This window comes from Brevundimonas sp. KH_060 (assembly GCF_057838275.1).
Genome location: NZ_CM174463.1, coordinates 1,541,967 through 1,568,828, shown reverse-complemented (window position 1 = coordinate 1,568,828; position 26,862 = coordinate 1,541,967). Strand labels below are relative to the sequence as shown.

The 26,862-nt window shown below is 63.4% G+C and carries 26 protein-coding genes; 15 read left to right on the top strand and 11 right to left on the bottom strand.

Annotated elements, in window-relative coordinates; translation table 11 throughout:
• Positions 1–9 precede the first annotated feature (9 nt).
• Positions 10–465 carry a hypothetical protein gene (locus AC3IPP_RS07705; RefSeq protein ID WP_003169286.1) on the top strand — a complete coding sequence of 152 codons (456 nt, stop codon included), beginning with the start codon at positions 10–12 and terminating at the stop codon, positions 463–465.
• A gap of 21 nt (positions 466–486) precedes the next feature.
• Here the strand turns inward: AC3IPP_RS07705 and AC3IPP_RS07700 are convergent, their stop codons facing one another.
• Positions 487–1,737, bottom strand: coding sequence for a type II toxin-antitoxin system HipA family toxin (locus AC3IPP_RS07700; protein WP_003165175.1), 1,251 nt, complete (start codon positions 1,735–1,737; stop codon positions 487–489).
• A 2-nt stretch (positions 1,738–1,739) separates the two neighbouring features.
• The gene (locus AC3IPP_RS07695) at positions 1,740–2,063 is read right to left on the bottom strand and encodes a helix-turn-helix domain-containing protein (RefSeq protein WP_003165176.1); all 324 of its coding nucleotides are present in this window, start codon (positions 2,061–2,063) and stop codon (positions 1,740–1,742) included.
• A 192-nt stretch (positions 2,064–2,255) separates the two neighbouring features.
• On the opposite strand from AC3IPP_RS07695, the gene AC3IPP_RS07690 reads away from it, so the two are divergent.
• The 6 genes from AC3IPP_RS07690 (at position 2,256) to AC3IPP_RS07665 (ending at position 9,286) form a co-directional block, all read left to right on the top strand.
• Positions 2,256–4,007, top strand: coding sequence for an ABC transporter ATP-binding protein (locus AC3IPP_RS07690; protein WP_003165177.1), 1,752 nt, complete (start codon positions 2,256–2,258; stop codon positions 4,005–4,007).
• 289 nt (positions 4,008–4,296) lie between these two features.
• On the top strand, positions 4,297–4,710 hold the full coding sequence (locus tag AC3IPP_RS07685; protein ID WP_128116156.1) for a hypothetical protein: 414 nt from the start codon (positions 4,297–4,299) through the stop codon (positions 4,708–4,710).
• A 167-nt stretch (positions 4,711–4,877) separates the two neighbouring features.
• Positions 4,878–5,540: a hypothetical protein gene (locus AC3IPP_RS07680; protein WP_003165178.1), complete on the top strand. Its 663-nt coding sequence runs from the start codon at positions 4,878–4,880 to the stop codon at positions 5,538–5,540.
• Complete coding sequence (locus AC3IPP_RS07675) at positions 5,537–5,818, top strand: hypothetical protein (RefSeq protein WP_003169279.1); 282 nt, start codon at positions 5,537–5,539, stop codon at positions 5,816–5,818. The genes AC3IPP_RS07680 and AC3IPP_RS07675 overlap by 4 nt, the downstream gene beginning before the upstream one ends.
• A gap of 94 nt (positions 5,819–5,912) precedes the next feature.
• Entirely contained in the window at positions 5,913–8,045 is a 2,133-nt protein-coding gene (locus tag AC3IPP_RS07670; RefSeq protein WP_003169278.1) for a peptidase domain-containing ABC transporter, read from the top strand.
• A gap of 116 nt (positions 8,046–8,161) precedes the next feature.
• Positions 8,162–9,286 carry an HlyD family secretion protein gene (locus AC3IPP_RS07665; RefSeq protein ID WP_232623931.1) on the top strand — a complete coding sequence of 375 codons (1,125 nt, stop codon included), beginning with the start codon at positions 8,162–8,164 and terminating at the stop codon, positions 9,284–9,286.
• Positions 9,287–9,317: 31 nt separating this feature from the next.
• Here AC3IPP_RS07665 and AC3IPP_RS07660 read toward each other — a convergent pair whose 3' ends face one another.
• Positions 9,318–10,259: a FecR family protein gene (locus AC3IPP_RS07660; protein WP_003165182.1), complete on the bottom strand. Its 942-nt coding sequence runs from the start codon at positions 10,257–10,259 to the stop codon at positions 9,318–9,320.
• On the bottom strand, positions 10,256–10,828 hold the full coding sequence (locus tag AC3IPP_RS07655) for an RNA polymerase sigma factor (RefSeq protein WP_003165183.1): 573 nt from the start codon (positions 10,826–10,828) through the stop codon (positions 10,256–10,258). The genes AC3IPP_RS07660 and AC3IPP_RS07655 overlap by 4 nt, the downstream gene beginning before the upstream one ends.
• 320 nt (positions 10,829–11,148) lie before the next feature.
• Here AC3IPP_RS07655 and AC3IPP_RS07650 point away from each other — a divergent pair, with 320 nt between their 5' ends.
• Positions 11,149–11,277: a benenodin family lasso peptide gene (locus tag AC3IPP_RS07650; RefSeq protein ID WP_003165184.1), complete on the top strand. Its 129-nt coding sequence runs from the start codon at positions 11,149–11,151 to the stop codon at positions 11,275–11,277.
• Positions 11,278–11,340: 63 nt separating this feature from the next.
• On the top strand, positions 11,341–12,000 hold the full coding sequence (locus tag AC3IPP_RS07645) for a lasso peptide biosynthesis B2 protein (RefSeq protein ID WP_040345549.1): 660 nt from the start codon (positions 11,341–11,343) through the stop codon (positions 11,998–12,000).
• A gap of 248 nt (positions 12,001–12,248) precedes the next feature.
• Here the strand turns inward: AC3IPP_RS07645 and AC3IPP_RS07640 are convergent, their stop codons facing one another.
• From AC3IPP_RS07640 to AC3IPP_RS07615, 6 genes are all read right to left on the bottom strand, one after another.
• On the bottom strand, positions 12,249–14,306 hold the full coding sequence (locus tag AC3IPP_RS07640; RefSeq protein ID WP_003165187.1) for an Atxe2 family lasso peptide isopeptidase: 2,058 nt from the start codon (positions 14,304–14,306) through the stop codon (positions 12,249–12,251).
• 66 nt (positions 14,307–14,372) lie between these two features.
• On the bottom strand, positions 14,373–16,919 hold the full coding sequence (locus tag AC3IPP_RS07635; protein WP_003169272.1) for a TonB-dependent receptor: 2,547 nt from the start codon (positions 16,917–16,919) through the stop codon (positions 14,373–14,375).
• Positions 16,920–17,127: 208 nt separating this feature from the next.
• Complete coding sequence (locus AC3IPP_RS07630) at positions 17,128–17,550, bottom strand: type II toxin-antitoxin system VapC family toxin (protein WP_003165189.1); 423 nt, start codon at positions 17,548–17,550, stop codon at positions 17,128–17,130.
• On the bottom strand, positions 17,547–17,801 hold the full coding sequence (locus AC3IPP_RS07625; protein WP_003165190.1) for a FitA-like ribbon-helix-helix domain-containing protein: 255 nt from the start codon (positions 17,799–17,801) through the stop codon (positions 17,547–17,549). Before AC3IPP_RS07625 ends, AC3IPP_RS07630 begins: the two co-directional genes overlap by 4 nt.
• A 189-nt stretch (positions 17,802–17,990) precedes the next feature.
• The gene (locus tag AC3IPP_RS07620; RefSeq protein WP_040345555.1) at positions 17,991–18,941 is read right to left on the bottom strand and encodes a FecR family protein; all 951 of its coding nucleotides are present in this window, start codon (positions 18,939–18,941) and stop codon (positions 17,991–17,993) included.
• A complete protein-coding gene (locus AC3IPP_RS07615; RefSeq protein WP_003165192.1) occupies positions 18,941–19,501 on the bottom strand; it encodes an RNA polymerase sigma factor in 561 nt (186 codons plus the stop codon). Before AC3IPP_RS07615 ends, AC3IPP_RS07620 begins: the two co-directional genes overlap by 1 nt.
• 436 nt (positions 19,502–19,937) lie before the next feature.
• Here AC3IPP_RS07615 and AC3IPP_RS07610 point away from each other — a divergent pair, with 436 nt between their 5' ends.
• The 5 genes from AC3IPP_RS07610 (at position 19,938) to AC3IPP_RS07590 (ending at position 25,194) form a co-directional block, all read left to right on the top strand.
• Positions 19,938–20,870 carry a helix-turn-helix domain-containing protein gene (locus tag AC3IPP_RS07610; protein WP_003165193.1) on the top strand — a complete coding sequence of 311 codons (933 nt, stop codon included), beginning with the start codon at positions 19,938–19,940 and terminating at the stop codon, positions 20,868–20,870.
• 119 nt (positions 20,871–20,989) lie between these two features.
• The gene (locus tag AC3IPP_RS07605) at positions 20,990–21,445 is read left to right on the top strand and encodes a response regulator transcription factor (protein ID WP_003169270.1); all 456 of its coding nucleotides are present in this window, start codon (positions 20,990–20,992) and stop codon (positions 21,443–21,445) included.
• 44 nt (positions 21,446–21,489) lie between these two features.
• Positions 21,490–22,134 (top strand): nucleotidyl transferase AbiEii/AbiGii toxin family protein, encoded by a 645-nt coding sequence (locus AC3IPP_RS07600; protein WP_198935244.1) that lies wholly within the window; start codon positions 21,490–21,492, stop codon positions 22,132–22,134.
• Positions 22,135–22,579: 445 nt separating this feature from the next.
• A complete protein-coding gene (locus tag AC3IPP_RS07595) occupies positions 22,580–23,329 on the top strand; it encodes an IclR family transcriptional regulator (protein WP_003165198.1) in 750 nt (249 codons plus the stop codon).
• A gap of 1,085 nt (positions 23,330–24,414) precedes the next feature.
• On the top strand, positions 24,415–25,194 hold the full coding sequence (locus AC3IPP_RS07590) for an acetoin reductase (protein WP_003165199.1): 780 nt from the start codon (positions 24,415–24,417) through the stop codon (positions 25,192–25,194).
• A gap of 440 nt (positions 25,195–25,634) precedes the next feature.
• Here AC3IPP_RS07590 and AC3IPP_RS07585 read toward each other — a convergent pair whose 3' ends face one another.
• Complete coding sequence (locus AC3IPP_RS07585) at positions 25,635–26,066, bottom strand: hypothetical protein (RefSeq protein WP_223851008.1); 432 nt, start codon at positions 26,064–26,066, stop codon at positions 25,635–25,637.
• Between the two features lie 471 nt (positions 26,067–26,537).
• Between AC3IPP_RS07585 and AC3IPP_RS07580 the strand changes: the two genes are divergently transcribed.
• Positions 26,538–26,843, top strand: a complete 306-nt coding sequence (locus AC3IPP_RS07580; protein ID WP_233126665.1) for a hypothetical protein — start codon at positions 26,538–26,540, stop codon at positions 26,841–26,843.
• Positions 26,844–26,862: the final 19 nt, after the last annotated feature.

Here is a 26,862-nt window from a genome sequence, read left to right as displayed (position 1 = left end):
CGGCGTGGGATGGCGCTCGCGGTCGAACAATGGATGGGGGCGGCGGGCTTCTGGCTGACCCTCGCGGTGACGGGATTCGCGCTGTGGAAGGGCGGCCGGCCCGAACAGGCCGCCGTCATCGGCAATCTCCTCGCGGTGCTGATCTCGCCCCGGTTGCAGCCGCCGCCGAACGCCGCGCCGCCCTTCTGGGCCGTGGCCGTGGTCGATACGGCCGTGCTCCTGCTGCTGATCGTGCTGTTGATCCGCACGGGCGGTCGGCGGCGGTGGCTGTTCGCGGCGGGCGGGGTCCAGCTCCTGACCGTGCTGGTGCATGTCGGCGCCGCTCTGGACGTTTCCCTCCTGCCGCGCGGCTACATCGCAGCGCTGGAGACGCCCTATTTCGTGCTGCTCATCGTCTTCACGGCGGGCGTGATCGAGGCCTGGCGAAAAGGCGCGACGCAGCCCCTCTGCTTCAGAGGACCGTAGGATCGAGGCCACCCGCGCCTTTCAGTCGGCGCGGTCCGCGGGATCGGCCAATCCCTCGAGAATCATCGAGGCTCTGCGCCTTATTGCGGTTACGACCTCGTTCAGTCCGGCCCCGCCGGCAGCCATCGCCGTAACGTCCGCTTGAGCGGACGGGAGTTCCGCCAGCACCCGTGTCGCCAAGGCGTTAATGCGCCGCAGCATCGGCGCGGCGCCGAAGCCTGCCGCTTGCAGGAATCGCGTCCAGTGTCGGCGCCTGAGGTGATCGCCTCGGGTCTTACCGTCGATCGATTGCGCCAAATTCGGCGTGATCCCGTCGAATACGGAAGCGCACATGACGTCGTAGATCGGCGCTGATGTCGGACGACCATTCGTCACCATGAGCGAATAGTTCTTGGCGTGTGCGTCAGTATTGCATGCAAGGATGTTGAACACGATGGCGTCAAGGAGCGCGAGCACATCAGGCGCCAATGCATGTTTCCTGACGACCATCAGCATGTCGGCGGCGGAAGGTCCCTTCGGCCCGGTCCGGTTCCGCTCATATTTGGCGCTTGGCGGCAGGCCGAGCGCCTGACAGAAATCTTCCTGGTGGAGGCGCCTCCATTCGTCGCCGATCGCGCGCCTGTCGTAGCGCTCGATCAGGAGATAGGATCGTCCTCCGGCGCGTCCCGTGGTCACGGAAGGAACACGCAATCCGCAACGTCGCGCCAGGGTCAGGCAGAAGGCCTCGTTGGGTACGCTTCCGAGCAAACGATCGCTGTCGGGCTTGAGAATGTGGGTCGAGGGCGCGCCGTCTACCGGAATGTAGAGTCGGCCCTGCTCGTCGCGCCCGACGGCGATCTTGGACTGCACGCCCGCCAACGACATGGAGACCCCGTCGTCTCCTGCTAGAAACGGCTTCCTCGGCAGTTCGTCGATGATCCGCTCGAGGTCCTGATCGCGCGCGATGGGCGCCCAGCCGGACCGGGTGCGGCCGCCGGGCGCACCGAAAGACAAGGCGCCTGCGGTGTCGCGTCCGATTCGTTCCAAAAGACCGATCGTGTCGCCAGGCGACACGCCAAGGCTGCGCCCCACCATGACGAGCTGGTCAGCCTCCGGAAGCAGGTTCGCGGCCCAGGTGAGAAAGACGCTCGGCTCGACCTCCCGCTCGGCCAAGGGCATGGTGACGGACAACGGGAAGGCCCCGCGTCGTCCGCGCCAAGTTTGCGAATAGACAAAGCCGCCGTCGTCCTCGACGTGCCCGACCTCCTCGTTTTCATTATAGATGGTCAGCACGTCTACTGCTCCGGCGCGGGGTCACGGCGACGCGCCTCGTCCTCTTCCAGAAGGTCGATCAGATCGAGGCCGAGCGACGCGGCGACGGCCAGCGACCGCCCGAGCTGGCAACTCGGCTTTCCGGTTTCGAGGTCATGAATGAAGCGCACGCCGACGCCGGCAGCCCCTGCGAGATCTTCCATTCGCAGACCGACAGCCTCGCGGCGCGCTCGGATCAGAGCGCCGAGCCTACGGGCGTAGTCGTGAGCCTGTTCCTCAATCACCGTGAAACTCCTTTCCCGATCGGGAATCTCATAGGCGATTTCTTCATTTACCGCCACCCACATTCCCGATCGGGAAGGCAAACCCGTCAAACCGCCCGGTAGCCTAGCAGAATTCCCGATCGGGAAAGCGAGTATCAATGGAGACCGGAAGAATCGTGAAGCCGGGCAAGCCCCCTGCCCTGTAGCTTGGGCGCGCCGCCGTCGCCGAGTCCGCGTCCAGCGGACCGCAAGGCGAACGCGGCAGGAAAGGACGGCATGTCGACCCTGACGGTGATCCTTGCGCTCACGCGGCTGACGTTCGATCGCCGGCTGGAAGCGCGCGGCGACGCCGTCGCGGGAATAGCGATCGACCTGGCCGGCATCGGTCTGGGCGTCCTCGGTCCCTATCTGCTCAAGCTGCTGGTCGACCGGCTTTCAACCGGCCCCATTGATCCCTGGTCGCTCGCGCCGCTGGTCGCGGCCTTCGTTCTCGCTTGGTCCGGGACCGCGCCGCTGTCCGCGGCCCGCTACATCTTCACGACGCGCCAGCTCGGAGCGCTGTCGCGCCACCTGATCGAGCGCGCGACCGCGCAGCGGCTGCCGCAGATCGCGCGGCGGCGCGACGCCGACAGCGGGGAGATGTTGGGCGCGCTGGAACGCCTGCCGTTCAGCCTACAGATCGTCGTCGACGGGCTGATCAGCCGCGCCGCCTCGCTGATCATCCAGGTGGTCGCCTCGCTCGTCGTGGTCGCGACGCTGGTCCCACCGCTCTATGTCGCCCTGCTGGCGACGGTGCTGCTCGGCTATTTCCTCGCCTCACGCCTGACCGCGAAGCGCTTCCAGGCTCAGGCGCAGGCGACCAATCGATCCGCCGCCTCCGTGTCGCAGTTGCTGGGCGACATCCTCAGAAACGCACGTCGGGTGGTCTTCAACGGCAATCTCGATGGCGAGGTGGAGCGCGTCGCTGTCCTCGGCCGCGCGCGCCAGACCGAGGCTTCGCGCCTGGCGCTTCTGCTGTTCGGAACGGCGCTGGGACAGTATGTGGTGGTCGGGGCGGGCCTGGTGGCGATCCTCGTCCTCGGGGGTATGGATGTCGGACGCGGGCGATTGACGGTCGGCGATTTCGTATTGCTCCAGGCCTACGCCTTCCGACTCGCCCTGCCGCTGGGCGGGCTGGGATTCATCATCCGTCAGGCCGGCGTTGCGATCGAGAATATCGCCGAAGTGCTCGACCTCGCGATGGCGCGCGATCCCGCAGTCGAGAACCGAACAACGGCAATCTCCCCTGCCCCGCGCGCCGCAGCGATCCGGCTCGACGGCCTCTTCTACGCCTATGGCGATACTCCGGTTCTCACCGACGCGAACGCCGCCATTGCTCCGGGGAGTTTCGTGGTGATCGCGGGACCGAACGGCGCGGGCAAGTCGACGCTCGCCCGGCTGATGGCGGGCCTTCTCGATCCGTCGCGGGGCCGCGTTCTGATCGACGGCGCCGACATGGCGGCAGAGCCCATTGATGAGCGGCATCGGCGCGTTCTCTACGTTCCGCAGTTCGTGGGGCTGTTCAACCGGAGCCTGCGCGAAAACGCCCTGTATCCGCCGACCCGGCAGAGCGAGGCGGAACTGGCGGCGCTGCTCGCCGGGTGGGGTTTCTACGAGAGCGGCCGCGCGGTCGACTTCGACCAGGCCGTCGGCGAACAGGGCGAGCGGCTGTCAGGCGGACAGATCCAGAAGCTCGAGCTCGCGCGCCTGCTCGGGGTGTCCGTCCCTGCGGTCATTCTCGACGAGACGACGTCGTCTCTTGACGCCCCAAGCGAGAAGCGCGCCATCAAAGCGCTGCGTGAAAGTCATTGCGGCCGGACAACGCTCATCCTCATCACCCACCGACCCGGTCTCCTCGACGATGCGGACCAGATCCTGTTCCTGCGCCGCGGTCGATTGACCGCAGGAGGGCATGCTCATCTGCTCGCTGCCACGAGCGACTACCGCACCTTCTGGTCCGAGGCCCGCCGTGAAGCAAAAACATCCTGAGCATCGATCAATACGCCCGTTCATGCGGCCGTGGGAGACGTCCTTTCAATCCCGATGTGGCCGCGGCATCCGGGGCTTGGCGCGCATGATTCCGCCGCGCCTCAAAGCGACCGGCTCGCTGCCGGTCAGCCAAGCACCGTCCACGCGCAAGCCTTCTTCAGGCCTCGATAGGGACACAATGTCGCAACCCTAGGTCGTAAAACTCCCTACCCATCCCTTGACAACGTTCGCCGCTGAAAATGAATAATAAGTAGCTCAATAGGCGAGCATAATCATCGGGAGGCTGATAATGCGAACACTGACAATGGATGAATGTGAATACATCCATGGCGGAAGTGGAGGCGAACCGGCAACGCGGGTGGACGATATAGTTGTCACCGCGCAACGCAAAGTAGATGGCGGAAATCAGAACGTCTTTTTCGGTTCTTATACGACCGGCGCCTTTTACGGTGAAGTCGGCGTGGGAGGCCGCGACGTCTATGTCGGCGGCGGCGTCGGGGTCGGGCGCGGCTTGGGCGTGAGCATGGAGCAGCAGGAAGACGTCTCAACAGGCGTAAACGTCACTCCGACCAGCGCTGGCTTCCGGACCGGAATCGGGGAGTCCTACCAATTTCTCCGTGATGGCGCCCGAGACATGCTCAATGACTTCGTAAGGGACAGGGGGCTGGATCAAATCCCGTCCTTGCAGAATATCCAGCGATGAGATTGTCGTTAGGGCTGGATTGGCCAGCGTTCCTATTTGGCCCGTGTCTGGCCCTAGCGATCTCCGCTCTGGCGGGGTGCGCCCGATCGACGGAAGTTGAAGAGCCGCCCCGTTGCGCCCCCGGCGCAAGAAAGATCGACGGCGGGACGATCGAGGTTTGCGGGCAATTGACGCCCGATGTGATCGACGGGGCGATCGCTCTGATCGACGACGACACCAGGTCGATCCGGGTTTCCAGTCCGGGCGGCTCAGGTGTCGATGCGATCCGGCTCTCGGAGCAGATGATCGCCCGCAACCTACGTCTGGACGTCGTCGATATTTGCGCGTCAGCCTGCGCTCACTTTCTCTTTCTTCCCGCGCCTGCCGTATCTGTGGAGGACCAGTCAGTCGTGCTCCTTCACCACACCGACTTCGCTCTCGTGAGCGCGGCTGAAGCGTCAGGACTGAAGGCCACCGCAGAAACGCAGCGGCGCGCGGAACGGCAACGCGCCTTCTTTGTCGCGCGCGGGCTGCCGATCGCCCTGCTGACCGATGCTTTTGTCCGTACGGAACCGGTTTGCATCGGACAAACGCCCGACCAACGGCTGTTCGCGATGACTCGGTTGCGAACGCATATGCCGACCGTGGACATGGTGAACAACATCCGCGCCGCCGCCGTCGATGGCTACTGGCCCAAAAATGCAGCCGAGGCGGGTCCGATCGTGGAGACGTTCGCTCCCGAAGCCGTGCCTCTCGTTTATGGCGGTGAGGGCCTCATCGGCGTCGAGAGTCTTCCGAGCCTGCCGATATGCGACGAAACACACGGCGCCGGATCGAGGATGGGCGGATGAACGCCCTGAATGTGGTGCGCGAACTATCAGCCATCGTGGTCCTGGGCGTGATCGCCTTCGTCGTCTGGAAGGTGGTGCGGCGAGCGATGGGGACCCGGTTCGGTCATCCGGATGTGCCGACAGGAACCCTGTGGTGGGAATACGAGCGCCGCTTCTTTCCGCGCAAATCCGAGGAGCAAGCGCCGTCGCTCGACATGGACGCAGCCGATCAAATGGATCGAGGCGGCGATCAATGCTCGCGCTCAGAGAGCGGCGAACGGTCACAACAGAAAAAATAACACGGGTCCTCGACAGGACGCGCCGTCGGGCCTTCAATGACCGTCGCAATGGGGCGCAAGCGGTTCTCACCGGTTCAGTGCAGAAGGGACGGCGTTGCAGCATCCGTTCGGTAAAACACTTGTCCTGCAATCCGAGGCGGCCGAATGCGGCCTGGCCTGCCTCGCGATGGTGGCGGCCGCTCATGGTCGCAGGGAAACGCTGCCGGAGCTGCGTCGCCGCTTTCCGATTTCGCTGGGCGGAAGCAGTCTGAAGAGCCTCGTATCGATCGCCGACGCCCTGGGATTTACGGCACGGCCGGTCCGGTGCGAGCTGGACGAGCTTGCATTGCTCGAGACGCCAACCGTCCTGCACTGGAGTCTCGATCATTTCGTCGTTCTGCGCCGGGTCGACAAGCGACATGCCTGGATCGCCGATCCCGCACGCGGAGAACGCAAGCTGCCGCTGGACGAGGTGTCAAAACACTTCACCGGCGTCGCCCTCGAACTGACGCCGTCTCCGGACTTCGAGAAGAAATCGCGCGTCGACAAGGTCCGACTGGGAGATCTGTGGAGCCGCTTGTCCGGCTTCAAGCCGTTCCTGTTGCAGGTCTTCCTCCTGACGCTGCTGCTCCAGGGCATCGGCCTCATATCGCCGCTTGCCAGCCAGCTCGTGATCGACGACGTCATCGGCCGCGCCGACCGCGACCTTCTGGTGGCGATCGTCGTCGGGTTCGGCGCACTGGCCCTGGTCTCGACCGCGGTTGAGACGTTGCGCGGCTTCATTCAACTCCACGCCGGGCAGCGCCTGTCGATCCAGTTGTCCGGCAATTTGCTCAAGCATCTTCTTCGGCTGCCCACGGACTTTTTCGAGCGTCGCCATGTGGGCGACGTCCTCTCCCGGTTCGGATCTCTAGGGCCTGCACAGTCCTTTTTGACCGGCGGCCTGGTCGGCGTGGTGCTGGACGCCGTGATGGTCCTGCCGGTGGCGATCGTCATGGTCCTCTATTCGCCCATCCTCGCCGGTCTCGTTCTGATCAATCTCGTCGTGATCTTCCTGGTCAGGATGGCGGCCTTTCCAACCGTGCGTCGTTTCGCCGACGAGCAGTTGAACCTCTCGGCCAGGACTGACAGCGTCTTTCTGGAGACCGTCCGCGCCGCCCGCGCGATCAAGATCGGCGGTCGCGAGGCCGAGCGGCACGGCCTGTGGCAGAACGCCGTCGCAGAACAACAGAACGTCGCCTTCAGACAAGGCGCCTTCGGTCTCTGGGGTGGGTCAGGTCTCGGCATCTGGCAGACCCTCCACGGTCTCGCCATGCTCTACTTCGGCGCCCTCCAGGTCCTCGACGGTCACATGACCCTGGGCATGTTTTTCGCCTTCCAGAGTTACGCTGGACAGTTTTCCAGCCGGGTCAGCAGCCTGATCGGCGCCTTTTTCACCTTCCGTATGCTGGGGCTTCACCTCGAACGCCTCTCCGATATCGTGCACGCGGAAGCGGAGCGTGGGCTCGACGGTCCTGCACAGCTCTCCAAGCCGCTTTTGGGCGGCCTGGAAGTGCGTGGCCTGCGGTTTCGCTATGGCCAGTACGACCCCTGGGTGCTGGATGGCGCGGCGTTCTCGATACGGCCCGGCGAGGCGGTCGCCTTCGTCGGCCCGTCGGGCGGCGGCAAATCGACCCTTCTCAGGCTGTTGATCGGCATCTACGAACCGACCGAAGGGGACGTGCTGATTGACGGTCACCCCATGCGGGCCTTGGGACTACGCGCTGTTCGAGACCGGCTGGGCGTCGTCATGCAGGACGACCAACTCCTGTCCGGCACCATCGCTGACAATGTCGGCTTCTTCGACGCCCATATCGATATGGACAAGGTCGAACGGGTCTGCCGCCTGGCCCATGTCCATGACGACGTCATGCGGACGCCCATGGGCTATCACAGCCTGATCGGGGACATGGGTTCGATTCTCTCCGGCGGCCAGAAACAGCGCCTCCTGCTGGCGCGCGCGCTCTACAAGGACCCCGCCATACTTTTCATGGACGAGGGCACGGCCAACCTCGATCCCGAGCTTGAACGACAGGTGATGGCCACGCTGGCGGACCTCAAGATCACGCGCATCATGGTGGCGCACCGCGAAGCGGCCATTCTCGGCGCCGATCGCGTCTTTCTGGTCGACAAGGGCGCGATCACGGAGATCACCGACGCGAACCGCGCGCGCGTGCCGGTCGCCGCCAGCCTGATGGCCGACCAATGAGCCTGTTTCGCAACGAAGCGATCGAAGCCAAACGCCTCAGGCTCTGGGGCGAAGTCCGTCTGGCCCAACCCCCGTCCCTCACGATCTGGACGGTCGTCCTGACCCTGCTCTGCGCGGTGCTGGCGACGACCCTCATTTTCGGCCGATACACCCGAAAGGAGACGGTTCCCGGCTTTCTCATCCCCGAGGCCGGCGTCGTGCAGGTACGCACCGTCCAGTCGGGCCGGATCGCTCGCGTGCTGGTCCGCGACGGCCAGGCGGTCGCCGAGGGCGCTCCCCTGATCGAGTTCACCTCGGATATCGCCAGCATCGGCCAGGGCCCCATGCTCGACGTCCAGCTTGCCGAAACCGGACATCAGGAAGCATCGCTGGAAAGTCGCCGCGCGGCTGTCGCCCAGGGATATGCGGACGATCGGCGACGACTCGCCGATCAGGTCGCCGCTCACCGCAGAAGCCGAGCGATCCTGGAAAGCCAGCGCCGCGTCCAGGTTGAAGCGCTCGCGCTGTCCGAAGCCGACGCCGAGCGTCTTTCACAACTCCAGGCGCGCGGCTATGCCCCCCGCGCCCAGGTCGACGCCCGGCGCCGCACCGTTCTGGCGGAACGCCTGGCCGTCGCCGACATCGACAGCCGTTTGTCGGAGCTCGACCGCGCCGCGGCTGATCTTCAAGGTCAGATGGCCGCTATTCCTGCAAGGGAGGCCGAGGACCTCGCCGCGATCGCTCGGGACCGATCCAGCCTGGCGCAACGGCGCGCCGAGCTTGAAGTGGCGCGCGGCCATGTCCTCAGGGCTCCGGTCGCGGGCACGATCTCGGCCGTACAGGCGCGAGTCGGCATGCTGCCGTCCGGCGAGGTTCCCCTCCTCTCCATCGCGCCCGAAGGCTCGCCCCTGGAAGCTCGGTTGCTGGTGCCGACGCGCGCTGCGGGTTTTCTAGAGGTCGGCCAGGTCGCTCGCTTGCAGGTCGAGGCCTTCCCTTTCCAGCGATTTGGATTTGTCGAAGGGCGGATCGTCGAGATCGCCAGAACCGTAACGAGACCGGGCGAGGCGGCGTTCCTGATCGAACAGACCGCTCCCGTCTACGAGGTCCGCGTCTCGCTCGAACGGGACTATGTCACCGCCTATGGCGAGCGCCGCGCGCTCCAGCCGGGAATGGGGCTACGCGCCGACATTCCGATCGACCGCCGTCGCCTCTGGCAGCAATTGTTCGATCCGCTGCTGGCGGCGGCCAAGCGAACGGGATGACGGCGCCGTTGGCGGTTGACGCCGCCCCTCCTCATCGCGCCGTGGGTGCGGTCCACACGAGCCCGGCTGGCCGGAAGATGCGTGGCTGTCCCTCCCCGATGATGCGTCGATCGGAAAAGGCGCGCATGTCGCAATCCGCGACGACGATCTTGCGATCGTTGTAGCGGTTGAAGTCCGCGGCGATGTCGGCCAGCGCCGCACCGTCGAAACTCAACATGCCGTCGCGCCAGGCCAGGGCGCGTTCGACGCGTTCGCCATCGCCGATGCTGACAAGGGTCTCCGTCGGCCGAAGGATCGCCATCTGCCCGGCCCTCAGGACCGGTAGTTCATGGGCCGGTTTCGACGCCTGCGTATCGTCGACCCGCACGCGCCCTTCCAACACCGACACCGACACATCCTGACCGGATCGCTTCACGGAGAAGCTGGTCCCCAAGACCGTCACGCGATAGCGGCCAGCGTGGACGACGAAGGGGTGCGCCGTATCGTGGGCGACCTTGAAGAAGGCCTCGCCCTCGTCGAGCCAGACCTGGCGCGTGTCGTCAGTCGCCGCCGCCCGCACGCGGGTCGCGGTGTTGAGTTCGGCGACGCTGCCGTCCGCCAGCTCGATCGCCTCGTGGCCGCCGACCGGCGTCGCATAGGTCGCTGCCGCCAGGCGCGGCGCAGGATCGTCGTCGTCCGAGCTGAACGAGAGGATTTGCAGACCGATCAGGGCCAGCGCGGTCGCGCTGGCGAAACCCAGCGGCCCCTTTTGTCGCCACCACGGCCGCGCGGCGGATGGCGTGCGTTGCGGCCCCCTCGCCGCCAGCCGATCCGCGATCTCCCAGCTTCGCGACAAACGCCAGTAGACGGCCTTGTGCGCGTAGGATTCCGCAAGCCAGGCCTGAAGCTCTGCCTCGTCGGCAGCGCCCCATTCGGGCTCATCTCTGCGACTGACGAACAGGGCTGCGCGGTTGGCGATCTCTTCGTGGTTCATTGGACCCGCCTCCGCCGAGCATCGCCGCCGTCGCCCTCGCGCCCCTCCCCGACCCGGCCGCCGAAGATGAAGTCGGCCAGCGCGCGCATGCCCTTGCTGGTCTGTTGATTGACCGCGTCGACACCGATGCCGAGTTCGGCCGACACCTCCTTCGAGGACAGGCCGTCAATTTTGCGCATCTCCACGATCTGGCGACAGCGAGGCGGGAGGGCCTCGATACCGGCTTCGACACGGCGAAGTTCCTGGCGCGCCGTCGCGATCCGCTCCGGCGTCAGTTCATCGGCCGCCGGCATGATGTCGTCGAGATCGGCGACCAGGTCGAAGGACACGACCTGCTCGCGCCGGGCGCGGCTGATCAGATGGTTGCGGGCGACCTCATAGACATATCCCGAGACATGGCCGGGCAGTCCCCGCGCCGCGCCCGACAGAACTCGCTCATAAACATCCTGAAGCAAATCCACGACCTCGGCCTCCACCCTCCAGTTCCTGCGGATGAAGGCCGTGAGCGAGCGTTCGAGAGGAAGCACCTCCTTGCAGAACCAGTCCCTCAGCACGCCGTCATCGACCATCAATCAGGGCAGGGCTCCTTTCCGATAATCCGGTCCCAATATAGAAGACGCACGACACCCAAAAACCTGAGCGCCGGTCGTGCGAATATTTTCCAGCGACTCGGACGGGCGCTTTCGCTGTGAAACTCCGCGCTGCTCGGCCGCCCTCTCCCAACAATCGCTACCGATTTGGGAAGGTCTTTCGCAAGCTATTGTTTTTACCCGCGCACATCTAGCGCGCAGAGGTTGCGCGAGGTCTTTGTAACGAGACGCCGTCGCTTGCCTCCAGATAGAATTCAACGCGTCGTCATGCCCTGACGACAGCTTGATGGAGAGAAGAAATGGAACGCATCGAACAGCATGAAGACGTCGTGATCGACTTGGGCGCGGCAAGCCTCGAGACCCAGGGGCAGTTCCTCACCGTCGATGAACCTGACGAGCTGATGGAAATCACCGGCATCTCCGAGTGACCCGGTCGGATGGCGCGCGAGATTGTTTCGCGCGCCATTCAGACGCATGACCGTGGAGGTCCCATGAGCATTGCCCTAGCTGACAACGTCACCTTCTGCAGGTGCAGCGGCCAGACAGTGTTTCTTGACGAGAACCGAGATCGCTACTTCCGGTTGCGACCGCAAGCAGAGTTCGCTTTCTCGGAATGGCTGGCGTCGCCGATGGCGATTTCAAGCGAGCTCGCCAGCTTGGTCGACACGGGAGTTCTTGTCAGAACCAATCAAACGGCGTCCGAAGTACGGCCAGTCATGGTCGAACAACCGTCGCGATCCATCGTCGAACCCCGCACAAGTCGGGGTTTCTTCAATCGCCACGTTCTGGAGGTCGCGGCGACAGTCTGGCATGTATCAAGGCGGATGAAGAGTACATCCTTCCACGACTTGCTCGAAACCTACAGGCGGCGAAGGCAACAAATTTCCGAAACTGCGCCGTCGAGGACGAACATCGTCGAGCTGGCCTCGAATTTCGATCATGCGCTTAGGTTGGTGCCTGTGGAGCCGACGTGCTTGAGGGACTCCCTCGCATTGCTCGATTTTATCCATCGCCGCGGCCTCGGAGCCGATCTGGTCCTTGGCGTGAAGCTGGATCCATTCGCCGCGCACTGCTGGGTGCAATCCGGCGATCTCCTGCTGAACGAAGCCTCGGATCATGCCGCAATGTTCACGCCGATCTGCGTTGTATGACGACATTGCGATACCTTGCCATAGTTCCCGATGGAACGGAGAACGGCAGCAAAGCAGTTGAGCGGCTCGTAACCGCAATGCGCTGAGAGACTATCTACTCAAGGGCAACTTGGCGGGTGCCGGCCTCCTCGCGACAGACGCTGTTCAGGGTTACCTCGATAGTCCCGGCGCGCCCCGGAACAGCGACTTCAACAGGCTCCTGCGCTTGGGGTGTGCGGAGGCGTGGACGCGCAGTTGGGACCGACACCTCACGACAATTCACCAAGCGCGTGACGCCCCGCTCCGGCATGCTGTGGATCTCTGAGCTGCGTCCAGCGCCGATACTGATCATCTTTACGCGGGTCGGGATCTTCATATCCCAAAAGCCAGAAGCGGAACCAATCCAGGTTTCGCTCATAGGCCGCCAGCTTGTGACGCGGCTGGATTTTGACGTGAGGCTCGTGCGGAAAAACGAACATCTCTGCCGGATAGCCAGTCGACACGAGTTGGGAGTAGTATTCCATCGTCTGCAAATACTCCTGCTCCGGCATCTGCATGAGCAGCGGCGCATTAATCCGAGTGGGAACGAACTCCGCCCATCGGTCTGGCGTCTCATAAGGCGCCGCAAGCTGCCATCCCCGCTGAAGATGATCAGAGAAATCCGGCTGAAGGGCATGAAACCAATAGTACGTTGGTGTGACGGCCGTCGATGTCACCGACGCGGCGGTCAGCAGGTTCGTATTCTCGACGATCCAGAGGACGACCTCGCTTCCAAAGCTGAGTCCGCCCATTCCGATGCGCTGGGGATCGACGATGCCCTGCTCATCGAGTTGGCCCACAATTGCGCGGATTCCGGATGCTGCCAGCGCGAAATTGCCGGTTCGCTCGCCAGCAACTGCCGGCCCCTTGTTGACGCACATCGACGCGATGCCGGACGCGGCCAAGGACGCCAGCGGCCATTCGTCCCCGACGCCACCGCGAAGATAGCCTTGGCACACATAGTAGGTGATGAAGATCGGAAGCCGTTCGTCAGATTTGGAGTTCGCCGGCAGAAACAGCTGACCTGTGAACCTGTTGCCTTCGCTGTCTGACCAAGCGAGGGATCGTGTTTCGACGGTATCCACTTCGGCAAGTGAGCGGTTCGGATCGAACAGAACGGTTCGCACGCCGGAATTCAAGTCGATGGCCTCCACTCGCGGCGGCTGCCCCGCCGAGGCAGTTACGCAAGCAGCGAAATGGGAAGAGATTGAACAGGAGGATCGGTTCGGAGTTCGATTGCCGCTCAGTAAGCCGTCGGAAGCTACGATCAGCCTCACGTCATTCTCGACGGGGTTCCAGGCGTAGAGCGACTGGGCATACCCGCTGTCCCGCACGGTGACCGAGAAGACGACCTCGCCGGTGCTTTCGCGCCAAGCTATGCTCTCAATAGTGCCCGAACGGCAGGCATCTACATCACAAGAAATATCACTGGAGCGACCTCGAACGTGCAGCCTTCGTTCCGATCCGGCGCCCGACACATATGCGGTCATTGATCCGGAAAGCGTCGTCGTTGCGAGAAGGCGGTCTGAGCTTGGATCGGCGGTGCCTCGTTCGTCGGCGAAGCTTGCGAGATCGGCGGGTGCGCCGTCATTCACTGTGCCGGAATCGAGTTCGACAACGCGCAAATGACGAGGAGCGCTGTGCAGGAGCCCCGCCCTGGCCATCCAGTTGCCGGTGTACCTCTGCGTTGCAAGCCTGCCATTTACATATGCCGATCGGAAGACATTCTGACCGACTGGCACCGTCCCGTCGATTAGAATGCCAGCGTCGTACTCCTTCTCTTCTGCCGCTGAAATCTCTCGACGAGTCGCGCCGACGGAATACAGGAGCCGTCGCCCGTCTCGGCTGAGTTGGAAAGCATCGACGTCCGCTTCGTCGCTGGTGACCTGCTCCACACGGCTTCCGTCGGCCGCAGCGCGCCAAACCTGAACCTCTCCGTTCAGCAGGGCGCGGTAATAGATCCAGATAGAGTCGGGCGACCATTGGGGCGTGTCGCCGATCGAATAGCCGGACGAGTCGCGTAGCGGCTCCCCTCCGTCACCTACCGATACCGCCCCGGTCTGCGTTCGAAGAGACGCGACATACCAGCCGGAAGTGTATGAATTGCGCTCGATTGAGGCTCGCTCGACCCGAAACGCAACACGCCCACCGTCCGGTGAGATGACCGGATTGCTGATATCCCCGATTTCGACCAGCATCGTTGGGGAAGGAATAGTCTGTGCGTTCGCGTCGCTGGCCACTACCACTGAAGCGGCGGCGAGACAGGCGAACCGATTGAAGCGCGACATTAACACCTCGAAATAGATGGGGCGAGCAGCGATCGTCTCGTGATCACGACTGCCCGCTTCCTTTGCCTAGAAGCGCTTGCGGATATTGAGCGCTACGAACCGACCAACTGCGGATGCGGTTGTGGAATCGAAATAGAGACCCTGCTGTAGACGCGACGGACTGGCGGCGTAGGGGGGGGCTCGATCGAACAGATTTATCGCCGACAAGGCGATCTGAACGCCGGAGAGAGGGCCGTCGCTCTGCTGGAACGTGTACGAGACATTTGCATCGAATGTCGTCCAAGATCCGATCCCCACGGCAGGGACCACCCCCGTATCGGTGCTGTCAGACACATGGTTGATCGTTCCCGTTGCCGAGAGCCCGCCTTTCGACCAGGTCAGTCCCGCGCGGGCTCGGAGATCAGGTACGTTCCCAATTGTGCCCGATTTGGTGGCTTCCGGGGTGCCTGGGATGGTCTGTTGGACCACCTCCGTCCAAGTCATATTCGCGAACGCAGAGACCTCCCCCAAAGGCAGCTCAAACGACTGGCGGTAGGATAGGTCGACCCCGCTAATCTTCTGGGATGTGGCGTTCGCATAATTGTTGAAGAGAATGGCGACGACATTCGACGGGTCGTAAGGAGTGGTCGTCGAGTTCCTGAAGCTTGTGCCCGCCGCGATCACGGCGGCCTGCTCCTCCGGCGTGGGATTTCGTTGGATGAACGGCGCGAATTGCGCGTCGACCAAGGCCCGCGACGATGGCGAGATCGGAACGATCACTCGATCAGTATAGTCGATGTCGAAATAGGTCGCGGAGAATGTGGCGTCGCTTGTCTGCCAGGGTCGATACTCGCCACCGAGCGTCCAGGATGTTGATTCCTCTGGCCGCAGATTGGGATTGCTGCCTGTTACCCAAAGCGCTGTTCCCCCGCCGGTCCACCCAAACGTGCTAGCATTATAGAGTGAGATCGGCTGACCGCTGATCATCTGCGTGAACGATGGCGCCTTGAATGACTTTCCCCACGTCCCTCGCAGCGATAGTTGAGGAATTGGGACATACCGCAAGCCGACTTTCGGGTTCGTTGTCGATCCGAAGTCGCTGTAGTCTTCGACACGGGCCGACATACTGACCGCCAGTTCATTGAGGCCCACGCGAGTCGCGGATGGAGAGATCAGCGGCGCATAAAGTTCGCCGAAGAGGTAGCTCACGTTGCGCGACCCACTGACTACGGTCGCGCTTGTCTCGCTGCCCTGATCGAAGATTTCGTCACGGTATCCGCCCCCTACGGCAACGCGTAGGTCACCTCCTGGCAAACTGAGCGCAACGCCTTCGGCCGTGATCTCGAAATACTGTGTCGAGTTCTCCAGGTGAGTATTGCTTCGGATAGCTGGAGATACCTGCCAAAACTTGCTTTCACTGGAGGAATGAACGCCTGTCGTTGTGAGTTTCCATGTGTCACTGAGCGTAAAATCAACCGACCCGCCGACACTATAAGCCGGCGTCGTCACGTCGACTTGATACTGTGGCGCGGCCAGCGTCGATTGCGAAATGCTCGTCGCCCTCCGTTCGCTCGCGAGCACATCAAGCGTCGCCGAAATGCGGCTTGTTATGTCGGCGCCGAGACTCGAATAAAAGGAGGTGCGCTCCTCCGCCCGCAACAGGTCGACATCGGGTGGCATCTCATCCGTGAAGTCGCGGTCAGACGCCTTGATCGCGTCTTGCTTCGAGTATTCCGCATTCGCCAGCACGTGCCAGCTGTCGCGAGACACGCCGCCAAGCGCGGTATAGGTCTGCTGAAAGCCGCCGCCGTTGGTCGCGCCGCCGAACCGACCGGCGAGTTCCACGCCGTCGAAATCCCGGCGTAAGATAAAATTGACTACGCCAGCAACGGCGTCGGATCCATAAACCGCAGACGACCCGTCGGTCACAACTTCGATCCGGTCGATCGCGGAAAGCGGAATGCCGGAAATGTCAGCACCCTGGTAGAGAAAATCCCCGGACAGGCGGCGTCCGTTCACCAAGACCAGAGTTGCGTCCGTGCCAAGCCCACGCAGGTTCACCGTGGAGGCATTCGATTGGTTAGTGTTGTTGATGTTTCCAGCGGTTGCGCCAAGCACACCGGGGTTCTGGCCGCCTGAGAAGTTCTCTGGCAGGCTTCGGACGATCTCACCGGTTTGCCCAAATCCTGATCGGTCGATCTCCTCTCTGGTAACGAGACGCACTGGAGCCGTCGGAAGGGCTCCCCTTATGCGGCTGCCCGTAACCACGATGTCACCGACCTGGGTCGCGTCGCCGGTCGCGCCCTCCCCGGCCGTGCCGGGCTGGGGGCGAACGATCATCATGGCCCCCGTCGAATCCCGCGCGACGCGAAGACCCGTCCCGGCAAGCAGGCGGTCGAGCGCCTCTTCGGGCGTCAGCGAGCCCGACACCCGCGCGCTGCGACGGCCGCGAACATCGCTGGGCTGGTAGATGAGCTGAGCGCCGGACTGGCGGATATAGGCTTCGAGCGTGACGCTCAGATCGCCAGCCGGCAGATCGAATGGGCGCGGCGCCTGGGCATGCGCGGCCGTCGCCAATGCCAAGGCGCATACGCCGCCCGCCAAGGCCCCGCGCAGAATCGCGAGTCTCTTCATGTCGTCCCCTCCGAGCCGTTATGTCGGCTTCAGGAATTCAGACGATTTGCAGGCAAGAACCTTGCGACGGGTTCGGAGAATTTTTCGGCTCGATCTCTGCGCCTGCCCAGCAAACCGCGAGACTGTTCGTCTCCTGCCAGCGGTCATGGGGAGCCGGAACCGGGCCGCAGGGACGACGTCCCAGCGCGATCCCGGCGACATCGATCGTTCAGTTGGGTGACGCCCAGGGATTCATGACAGGCAGACCCGCGGCGGCGAACGCGCTGACGTCGCGTGTGGCGACAGCAAAACCGTGGGCAGCAGCGATGGCCGCAATATACCCATCTGGCGTCGGAAAGCCCTTGCCCGCCGTGCGCGCCTTGACCGCAAGCGCTGCGTGATGGCGGGCCGCTACGAGGTCAAAGGCAAGGATGCGGTCGCCAAAGAGAGCGACGATCCCGTCGACAGCCGCCGCGAGCCTGTCCTTGCGACGTCCCGCCGGCAGCACACCGATTCCGAACAGCATTTCCGCAACCGTGACGCTGGAAAGGTATAGGGTTTCGGCGGCTTGTTCATCGAGCCATCTGACGACGTCGGGATGGGGTTCCGGCCTCATCGTCTCGGAGATGACGTTGGTGTCGAGCAGGATCATTCGAAGCTCATCGGGGACGCGGGCTTGCGATCGCGATGCTGTTCGAGCGCTTCCACATCAGCGTTGGTGACGCCTGCCTGCCGCCCGGCCGCAGCCATCGCCGACCCCAGACGGACGCGTTTGGCGGGCCGAACAGCCCTCTCAAGAATGTCGCGGATTTCGGCTTCTGCGCTACGGCCATGACTGGCGGCCCGCAGCTTGAGGGCGCGATGGGTCTCCTCCGAGAGATTGCGAATGGTGACAGCAGCCATGATAGCAAAACTCCTATGGACGCCAGCGATGCTATCATTTTAGGCATTGTGATAGCATTCTTCAAGGGTGAAATATGGTCCCGCACGGCGCGCCTTCCGAGAGGCGGGATCGATAAGCCCTTCTTGAGCCGCCAGCAGTCCTGGATGCCGCGGGAACGGGTAGCGCGTCCCCTTGGAACGTCGCTCGTATCAGCGCGAGATCATCATCCGATCTTTGCCGTCGTCGACCTGAAGACCCATGCCCTCTCGCAGAAGACGGCCGAACGCGGCCGTGTTGCGGGCCTCGAACGCGCCCGAAATCCGCAGGTCGGCGGCGTCCGGCGCGACGACGATGGGCTTGGCGTTATAGCGGTTGAACTCGGCGGCGGCTTCGGCGAGCGTCGCCTGGTCGAGCGTGATCAGCCCCGCCCGCCAGCTCAGCGCCTTTTCGACCTTCTCTTCCGACGGCGGTGCGACGAAGATGGACGGACCGTCGGCGACGATCATCTCGCCGCGCGTCAGCAGTGCCGGCGGCGGCGCGGCGCCCGCGCCTTCGGAAGCGACTTTCACCCGCCCGTCGCGCACCGCCACAGTCACCCTGTCGCCGTCGCGGCGCACGCTGAACCGCGTCCCGAGAACGGTGATGGTGCGCGCCCCCGCATGAACGACGAAGGGGCGCCCAGGATCGTGCGCGACCTCGAAATAGGCCTCACCTTGCTCCAGCCATACCTCGCGGGCTTCGCGCGACACGTCAGCGCGCAGTTTCGTCGCGGTATTCAACTCCACGGCGCTGCCGTCCGCGAGCGAGATCAGGCGGCGCTCGCCGCTCGCCGTCTCGACATTCTCGCGATGCTCGAACCGGTGGCCGGACATCTCGCGGGCGCCGACGAAGACGCCGGTTATCAGCAGGGCCGCCAGACCGACGATCCACCACAGGCGGGGCGAGCTAGAGCGCGCGGGACGGGTCCCGGGCTTGCGCAGAGCCTTCAGTCGGTCCACCTCTTCCCAGACCTGCTCAAGCCGCCAATAGGCGAGCTTATGGTCGGGCGACGCCGCAATCCACGCGGCGAAAGCGTCCGCCTCGGCCTCTCGGGTCTCGGCGTCCGCGCGCCGCGCCACCCACAGCGCCGCCTCGTTCTCGATCTCTTCGCGCCGAGTCATCACAGTCGCGCCTCCCGACGGCGATCGCCCGCCCGCGTCGTGCGCGCGCCGCCATTCCATCCGTCGGCCAGCAAGCGAATGGCGCGGGCGAGTTGTTCATTCACCGTCGTCACCGTCACATTCATTCGTTCGGCGGCCTCGCGCGCGCTGAGATCTTCGATACGACGCAGTTTCACAACCTCGCGCAGCCGGGGCGGTAATCGCTCGACCGCGCTCTGCATCCGCCGAAGTTCATCGCGCGCGACGACATCGCGTTCCGGCGTCGGGAGGTCGTCGCTGAGGCCCAGCGCATCAAGGTCCGCCATGAGGTCGAAGGAGACGATGCGCTCCCGCCGTGCGCGATCGGCCAGATGGTTTCGCGCGGTCGCGAACAGGAACGCTCGCGGATGCAGCGGAAGCTCGGCGGCCGCCGCTTCATAGACCTTCATGAATATCTCCTGGCGCAGGTCCTCGGCTTCGCCCCGCTGACGCCAGTGTCGCCGCAAGAAACGCATGAGCGTCGCCTCCAGCGGAAAAATCTGCTGGGCGAACCACGCTTTCAATGTGGGGTCGTCGACCATGCGGGCGGACACCAACGCGCGGACCACCGCGCCTCCTGATCCTACCTCAGACGAACGGCGACCGGAATCCTTGCGGACTTTGTGGTTTGTCGGCTGCGCGGGTCGCGTCGCGCACCGCCTGCGCACCCCGCGCACAACAATCGCGCCCGTTTCGGGAAGCTTGGGCGGGTGATCGCCATGCCAAACGGAGATGATCTTCCCGCTTCGGGATTATCAGCGGTGCTGAGCGCCCTTCCCGATTGCTACCATCGGTATTGAAAATATAGTCCTGTTAGTCGTTAGTTTCAGATGGATAAGCGAGGCTCGCAGGGAGGTCGGCTGGCCCGATGAAGGGATCAATCCGTTTCGCGAATGACGCCCAGCTCGCTGGCAAGGCGATTCCGCCGCCGCGACGCGGCCGCGGTACGCGCGGTCCCGGCTGGGCGGGATAAACGCCATGGTTCCGAGACGACCAGTTCTGATCGATTTCGCGGACGATCCCCCGCCCTTGTTCGAGGTCCGTCAAGGACTGAGCTTCGACGGCTTCCATATCGCCCAGGGCACGCTTGCGCCCAACCCGGGCTGCCAGCTCGGTGCGCCGCAGATGACCGCCGTGATCCACGAAGGCGCTCCCTTCCTGTTCGAATGGCGTCGACCTGACAGCGGCCGTCTCGAGCAAACCGAGGTCCGCGCCGGCGGCATCCATATCAACGCGGGAAATCGGCCCTTCTATCAGCGATGGACGGGCCACCAGCGCATTCTCGTCATGGCGTTCGACCGCGCCCTGGTCGAGCAGGTCGGAAGCGCTTTCGGCGGCAAGACGGACGCCGACATCGAAACCGTCATCGGCGTGCGTGATCTGGAGATCGAAGCCGTCGGCCATCGGCTGCGACGCGAACTCGATCAGTCCTCACCCTCGGGCGGACTCGTCGTCCAGGCGGCCGCGACGCTGCTGCTCGTCCATCTCTTTCGGAACTATAGTCGGCCGCTGGGCGCCGAGCGCCCGGCCAAGGGCGGCCTCGATCCGCGGCGGCTCAGCCGGGTCCTAGACTATATCGATACGAACATTTCCGACGACATCACCCTCGGCAGCCTCGCCAAGGTCGCCGGCCTGAGCGCCAATCATTTCAGCGCGTGCTTCAAAGCCGCCACGGGAATGCCGCCCTATCGGTTTCTCCTTCGGAGGCGACTCGATCGCGCGGTCGAATATCTTGTCACCACCGATCGGACGATTTCAGACATCGCCCACGAGCTGCGCTTCCCGAGCCACGCCCATATGTCGACGCACTTCAAGCGCTTCCTCGGAACCCAGCCTTCGAGCCTGCGGCGGGAATGGCGCGCCAGGACGGAACCGCTCGACACTACGCGCTCCGCGACGGGAGGCTGCTGAAGACCCCGAGAAACGATCTTCAGCAGACCGACGCCAGCACGACACATCCCTTCAGACAATCGCACCCATTCTTGTCGGATATGCTGTTATAATCGCACCTTAAGTCTTATCTCATCTGCATGGGCGTTGAGACTCTGACAGAAAGGGAGCGCGAAATCCTTCGATTGCTTGTCCAGCCGATGCGACCGAAGGACATTGCGAGATCGCTGAACCTCTCCATCTACACCATCCACGATCATCTCAAGAGCGCGCGCGCAAAGCTGGGCGTCTCCGACAGTCTGTCGGCGGCCTATCTGCTTCGGGACCATGAGAACGGCACCCCCCAAAGCGTAGGGACGACGGATTCGGGATGGACCGACGGCGACCGCCCTGACGAGAACGGTCCTCGCGAAGGGTGGAAGGCGATCGTTCCTCCAAGACCCTTCGCCGTCAAAGGCAAGCCATGGAACCGGCTGAGCCTGGGATGGCGGATCGCGTGGCCGGTGCTGTTGTTCGGCGTCGTCGCGCTCGGCGCCGGGCTGCTCATCGGCTCCCTGGCATCGCTGTCTCAGCTCCTCCTTTCCATCAGCCGCTGACGCCACGTCAGAAGAGCCGGGATCGGCTCCGGGAAAGGATGGTCATGAAGATCGCACAGCTTCGTCGCAGCCATAATCGCCGTCATGAACTCGCGCAGGAAGTGGTCGAACATCTCGTGCTTCGCGGCACGGTCTACGCCCCCGTCATCACAGCCGTCGTTCCGATCGTCGAGGATATGTTCGGCTATGCCGAGATGCAGGTCGTATCGTCAGCGGATCTCTATGCCGGCAAGATCGTCGCAGCGCTTGATCGCCAGCACCCTCGCGACCTCTTCGATGTGCGCGATCTCCTGGCCAAGGACGGAATCAGCGACGAGCTGCGCCGGGCCTTTCTGGTCTATGTCGTCAGCCATAATCGGCCCATCGCGGAAATCCTTGTTCCGGGCCGTAAACCGCTGACGGAAGAGTTCGAGCGGGGATTTGTCGGCATGACGACGAAACCGGTCGAACTGACCGATCTGGAAGCCGCCCGCGAAGCGATCATCACGGCAATGGTCGGCGAGATGTCAGAAGAGCACCGGCGTTTTCTCCTGGGCTTCAGGCGCGGAAACCCTGACTGGGATTCCATGGGGATACCCGAGGCCCGGAATCTCCCCGCCGTCCGATGGAAGCAGCAAAATCTGGACAAGCCGGCTCCCGATCGACGAAAAGCACTGATCGATCGCCTAGAATACGTCCTGTCTCCATAACGGCGCCACCACGATTGCCGTTGTGAAAGCCTGCCGAGAAGGAGGAAGCGCGTGAGAGATGGAGAGGAATTCTCAGTGGGCGTCCAGATCGGCAAGTCTGACCTGAATGCCTCCGGATTTTACTATCCGAAGACCGACAAGATCACGCACGTCGAGCCCTGGGGAAAGCGAGAAGTCGCGGAAAAATTCCTGTAATTTGGAGCAGGGTTACGGTCGATCATTCGCCACGTTCTTCACTCGGCAAGGAGCAGGAGCACGCAGACATCGTCGTTGGGTGCGACATGATCATCGTGCGGGTTTTCGCGCCGAATCACTCACCGATATCCCAGCGCCTCATCTGCTCCATGCGCTGCGGGGCCGAGCCTGCCAGCACTGCCGGCACGGCCCCCGATAGAAGACCGGCAATTCTGAACAATCTCGGCCTCAAACGCGCTAAGTATGAGTCATGGAAGTATCCGATGTTACGAGCCTGGCTCCGCCAGCCGAGCTTTCCTCGAACCAGCCGATCGAGCGCGCGGCGGCGATCCTCGATATCATCGCGCGCGAGGGTGGTGCGGCCGCGCTCGACCTCATCGCCATGCGAGCCGGACTGAGCAGGACAACGGCGCACCCCATCCTCAAAACGCTGAACCGGTTAGGTTATGTCAGTCGCCGGATCGGCGACACGCGCTATTACCTGGGCGGCCGCCTCTTGAATCTCGCGCGCCTCGGCGGAGACAATGAGGCGCTGCGAATTCGCATCCGACCGGCCTTGGAGGCGATTGCAAGCAAGACGGGCGAGACGGTCTATCTTGCAGCGCCAAATGGCGACGAAACCTACTATCTCGACGCGATCGAATCCGACCGGACTTTGCGCACCACGTGCCGCGTAGGCGAACGCGAGCGACTTGAAGATTCGGCGATCGGCCTTGTCTTCCTCGCCTTCATGCGCGGGCTCAACAAGCGCGTATCGGTGGTCCGTCCTGACGCCCTCGGCCCGAACCTCCGATCGAGAATCAGCAAGATCGAGCGGATCGGCTTCGCCCTTGATCTCGAAGATCATCAACCGGATCTTCACTGCGTCGCCGTGCCTTGGCGGGAGAACGGCGAGGTCCGCGCCGCCCTGGGCCTCAGCGGCCCGTCTACCCGTCTGCCCTGCGATCAACTCACAGACATCGCCTGGATGATGATGAAGGAGGCGAAAAAGGTGCGGTGACGTAAGCGGCGGCGCCCGAACACCATATTCTGTCGACGCGACCTCTAGCTTCAATATCCCAACCTCCAGCCTTGGGATCGCGGCTCGTGCTCCGCCGACGTAAAGGTCATCGCAAAAGAGCGCAGAGGGCCCACGCTGACCCGCATGCGCTTGCGCGGATAACGAAAAGCGTCGGCGCCCCTCCACTGCGCCTAATGGCGATCCAGTCGATCACAAGTCCCGTGAAGCCGGACGGTACGCCGTGGCGCCATGTAAAAATCGCGGGGCGCCCCGGGACGGCACGGGCGCGACTGATGGCCCGCTGAGATCCCGACCGAACACGCCCCGTGCGAGTATCCGTGTCGAACGGAGCGCGATCCGAAGCGGTTCTTCAAGCCCGGGTCGCAAGGGATTGAGCAAAGCAGGCGGCGCGGCCGCGTCCAGACAAACCAACAGGGTCCGTTCGTCCTCAGTCAGCGCCGAAGCCGCCTGTTCCCCCGCATTGAAGCATTGGCCCGACCAAGCCTCGTACATCGCCATAAGAGCAGCGATGGCGGGAGCCAGAAGCGCCGCTCCGCGTATCTCAAGCCGGGCGTAAAGGGCCGGCATGACAGGGAGACGACGATCGGAAGCATCCCGCCAGCACCGCGCCGCGCCAACGATGAGGGCTTCCGGTGTGAGAGGATCGGCGAAAGCGGCGATACAGGACAAGGCGATTTCCTCTCAGCCCCCACCTCAAGCTGCCCACCCGGCATCTATCGGGACAATATTGCACCAACAAGGCGCCTGAACCGGAAGACCGCTCGGACCTTCCCCGGAGAGCCGCCCTCGCCCATTTTGGATGACCGTTCGGCCTTCGATCACGCTGCAATCGCACCGTGGCGTTTAAAGGGCGTTCTTACCTCAGCCCATGACGGCTAGCCCCCGCTCCGGCGACGGCGCCCCAGCAAATCGCATGTTCTCTCCGGTCAAAGAGCAGCTGCGACATATTGACTGTCGATAGATCTGGATCAAAGCGGAGAACATGCTTCGGTGTCATCGAGCCATCGCAAGCTGAAACTATTCGCCGCACAGACCCTTTGTAACAGATCGAAAGGATAAGGCTCATGACGGTCAAGCAAAAATCCGTTCTGGTCACTGGAGCGAGCCAGGGCATCGGTCGCGGCATCGCGCTGCGTCTGGCGCAGGATGGCGCCAATCTCGCACTCGTCGACATCAAGGCCGACAAGCTGGAACGTGTGGCCAGGGAGATTGAGGCGCTGGGCAGAAAGGCGACGACCTTCGTCGCCGACGTCAGCAACCGCGACGAGGTTTACGCCGCCGTCGACCATGCCGAGAAGGCGCTCGGCGGCTTCGACGTGATGGTCAACAACGCCGGCATCGCCCAGGTGAAACCGTTGACCGATGTGCAACCCGAGGATCTCGACCGCATCTTCCGCATCAATGTGGATGGCGTCGTCTGGGGCATCCAGGCCGCCGCCAAGAAGTTCCAGAGCCGCGGACACAAAGGCAAGATCATCAGCGCGTCCTCGATCGCTGGTCATGACGGCTTCGCCATGCTCGGCGTCTATTCCGCGACCAAGTTCGCAGTCCGCGCGCTGACCCAGGCCGCGGCCAAGGAATACGCCGCTCACGGCATCACGGTGAACGCCTATTGCCCCGGCATTGTCGGCACGGACATGTGGGTTGAGATCGATGAGCGCTTTTCGGATTTAACGGGCGCGCCGAAGGGCGAGACCTACAAGAAATATGTCGAAGGCATCGCGCTGGGCCGCGCGCAGACACCCGAAGACGTCGCCGCGCTTGTCGCCTTCCTCGCCAGCGACGATTCCGACTACATCACCGGCCAGGCCATTCTGACCGATGGCGGTCTCGTCTATCGCTGACCCGGGGAACTGGCGACGGCAGGCATCGCGAAGGAGGCGAGCGGCGCGATGCCTGCGATCCATCCGCGGAGCCGACCATTTCGCCTTAGAGCAAGCCCGGAGCGGCGTGTTCGACCCTGAACGCCAATGGTCGCGATGCAGCGCCCTCGCTCAGGCTGAGATCAACGACATCTTATGGATTCTCAATCCTTCCCTGCGGCCTTTTCATTCGTAGCGGACCGACCGCGCAGGGCATGCCGCTGGAAATCCATTGCTTCTCCACCACATCAGCCTGGACCGACGATGAAGAGATTCAGGCCGACATTATCGAGCATCTGCTGGCGATCCTCCCTGAATTCCACCTGCGCCGCTATCAGGCGCCGGGCGGACGCTGCCTCACGGAGACACAGCTTGAGCCAGCGACCGCGGCGCCTGAAGTCCCGCGGCTTCACACCCGGATTTCACCTGCGGCCCCGAACATAGAAGCGGCCGATCAGGGACAAGCCGAGCGGCAGAATCGCCAGAATGAGCAGGCCGATCAGCCAGACAACGACAACAGCGGCCTTGCCGGCGCCCTTGACCATCCCCAGCAACTGGCCCGCCCAACGGCTGGTGTCCAGCGCCGCCAGAACGTCGCCGGCAGGCGCGCCGCCCAAGGTCCTCGCGGCATCTTGTCCCTGGTTCACAACCAGTTCGAGAGAGGTTGCGAGCCAGGCCAGCACAGGGTCGGTGAAGCTGTAGAGGAGCCAAGCGAGCAGCGACCAGACCAGCATGGCCAGACCGACCAGAATCCAGACGAAAGGACGCAGCCTTCCGCTTCGAACCCTCCCTCTTCCGATGCGCGAAAAAGCCTCGGGCGAATGGCGATTCCTGCGTTTCGGGCCGTGCGACAAGGCGAAATCTCTATCGGTCAACCGGGACGCAAGCCCGCCAAGGAAGCCATCTTCACCCGCACACGACAAAAAGCCACAGAATACTGTCGCTGCAAGGCGTCTGCGACAGCATGGCGCGACATGATCTCGCCGGCTACCGTCGCGCTATGCTTCAAGTCTTCGCGTCTCGGCGCCTCATTTTGCATGATCCGGGCCTGAGATCGCCGCCGCAAGGCAAGCGATGATGACGGGCGACGCTCGCCGCGTGAGGGCGCATCCATCCGTTCGCAACATCCGGTTAGACAACGACTTCTGGGCGCCTCGGAGAGGTCGGAGCTCGCCTCAGGCCCCCCACAATTGTTCCGTCGCCATCGAAATAGCCCGTAACGCTCGTTTTTCGCGGACTTTATAACAGATTGCCATCCCGATCTCAGGCCGTTAGCTAGCCGAACTATGGTCTGGTCGATGGCGACTTTGGCGAGGATTTCGGCGGTGCTGACCTTGGTCATCGCCGCCTTTCTCGTCGCTCCCGTCACCGACGCCGCCGCCTGCGCGCCCGAGCCGCTGGCCGCTCATCAGAGCCTGGATCACGATCCTTCGGCCGGCGACCACAATGGGAGCGGCGGCGACATGGGTCTTTGCTCCCATGGTCATTGTCACCACACCGCCAGCGAGCGACACGTGACAGACGAAATCGACAGCGCTGAGCTGTCCGGTCATACGACACACGCCGCGCCCCTCAATGATGGCGCGGCCTCTTTCCCGAATAACGGACTGAAGCGGCCGCCTCGAGGCTGAGCAAAGGCCAGCGCTTCCG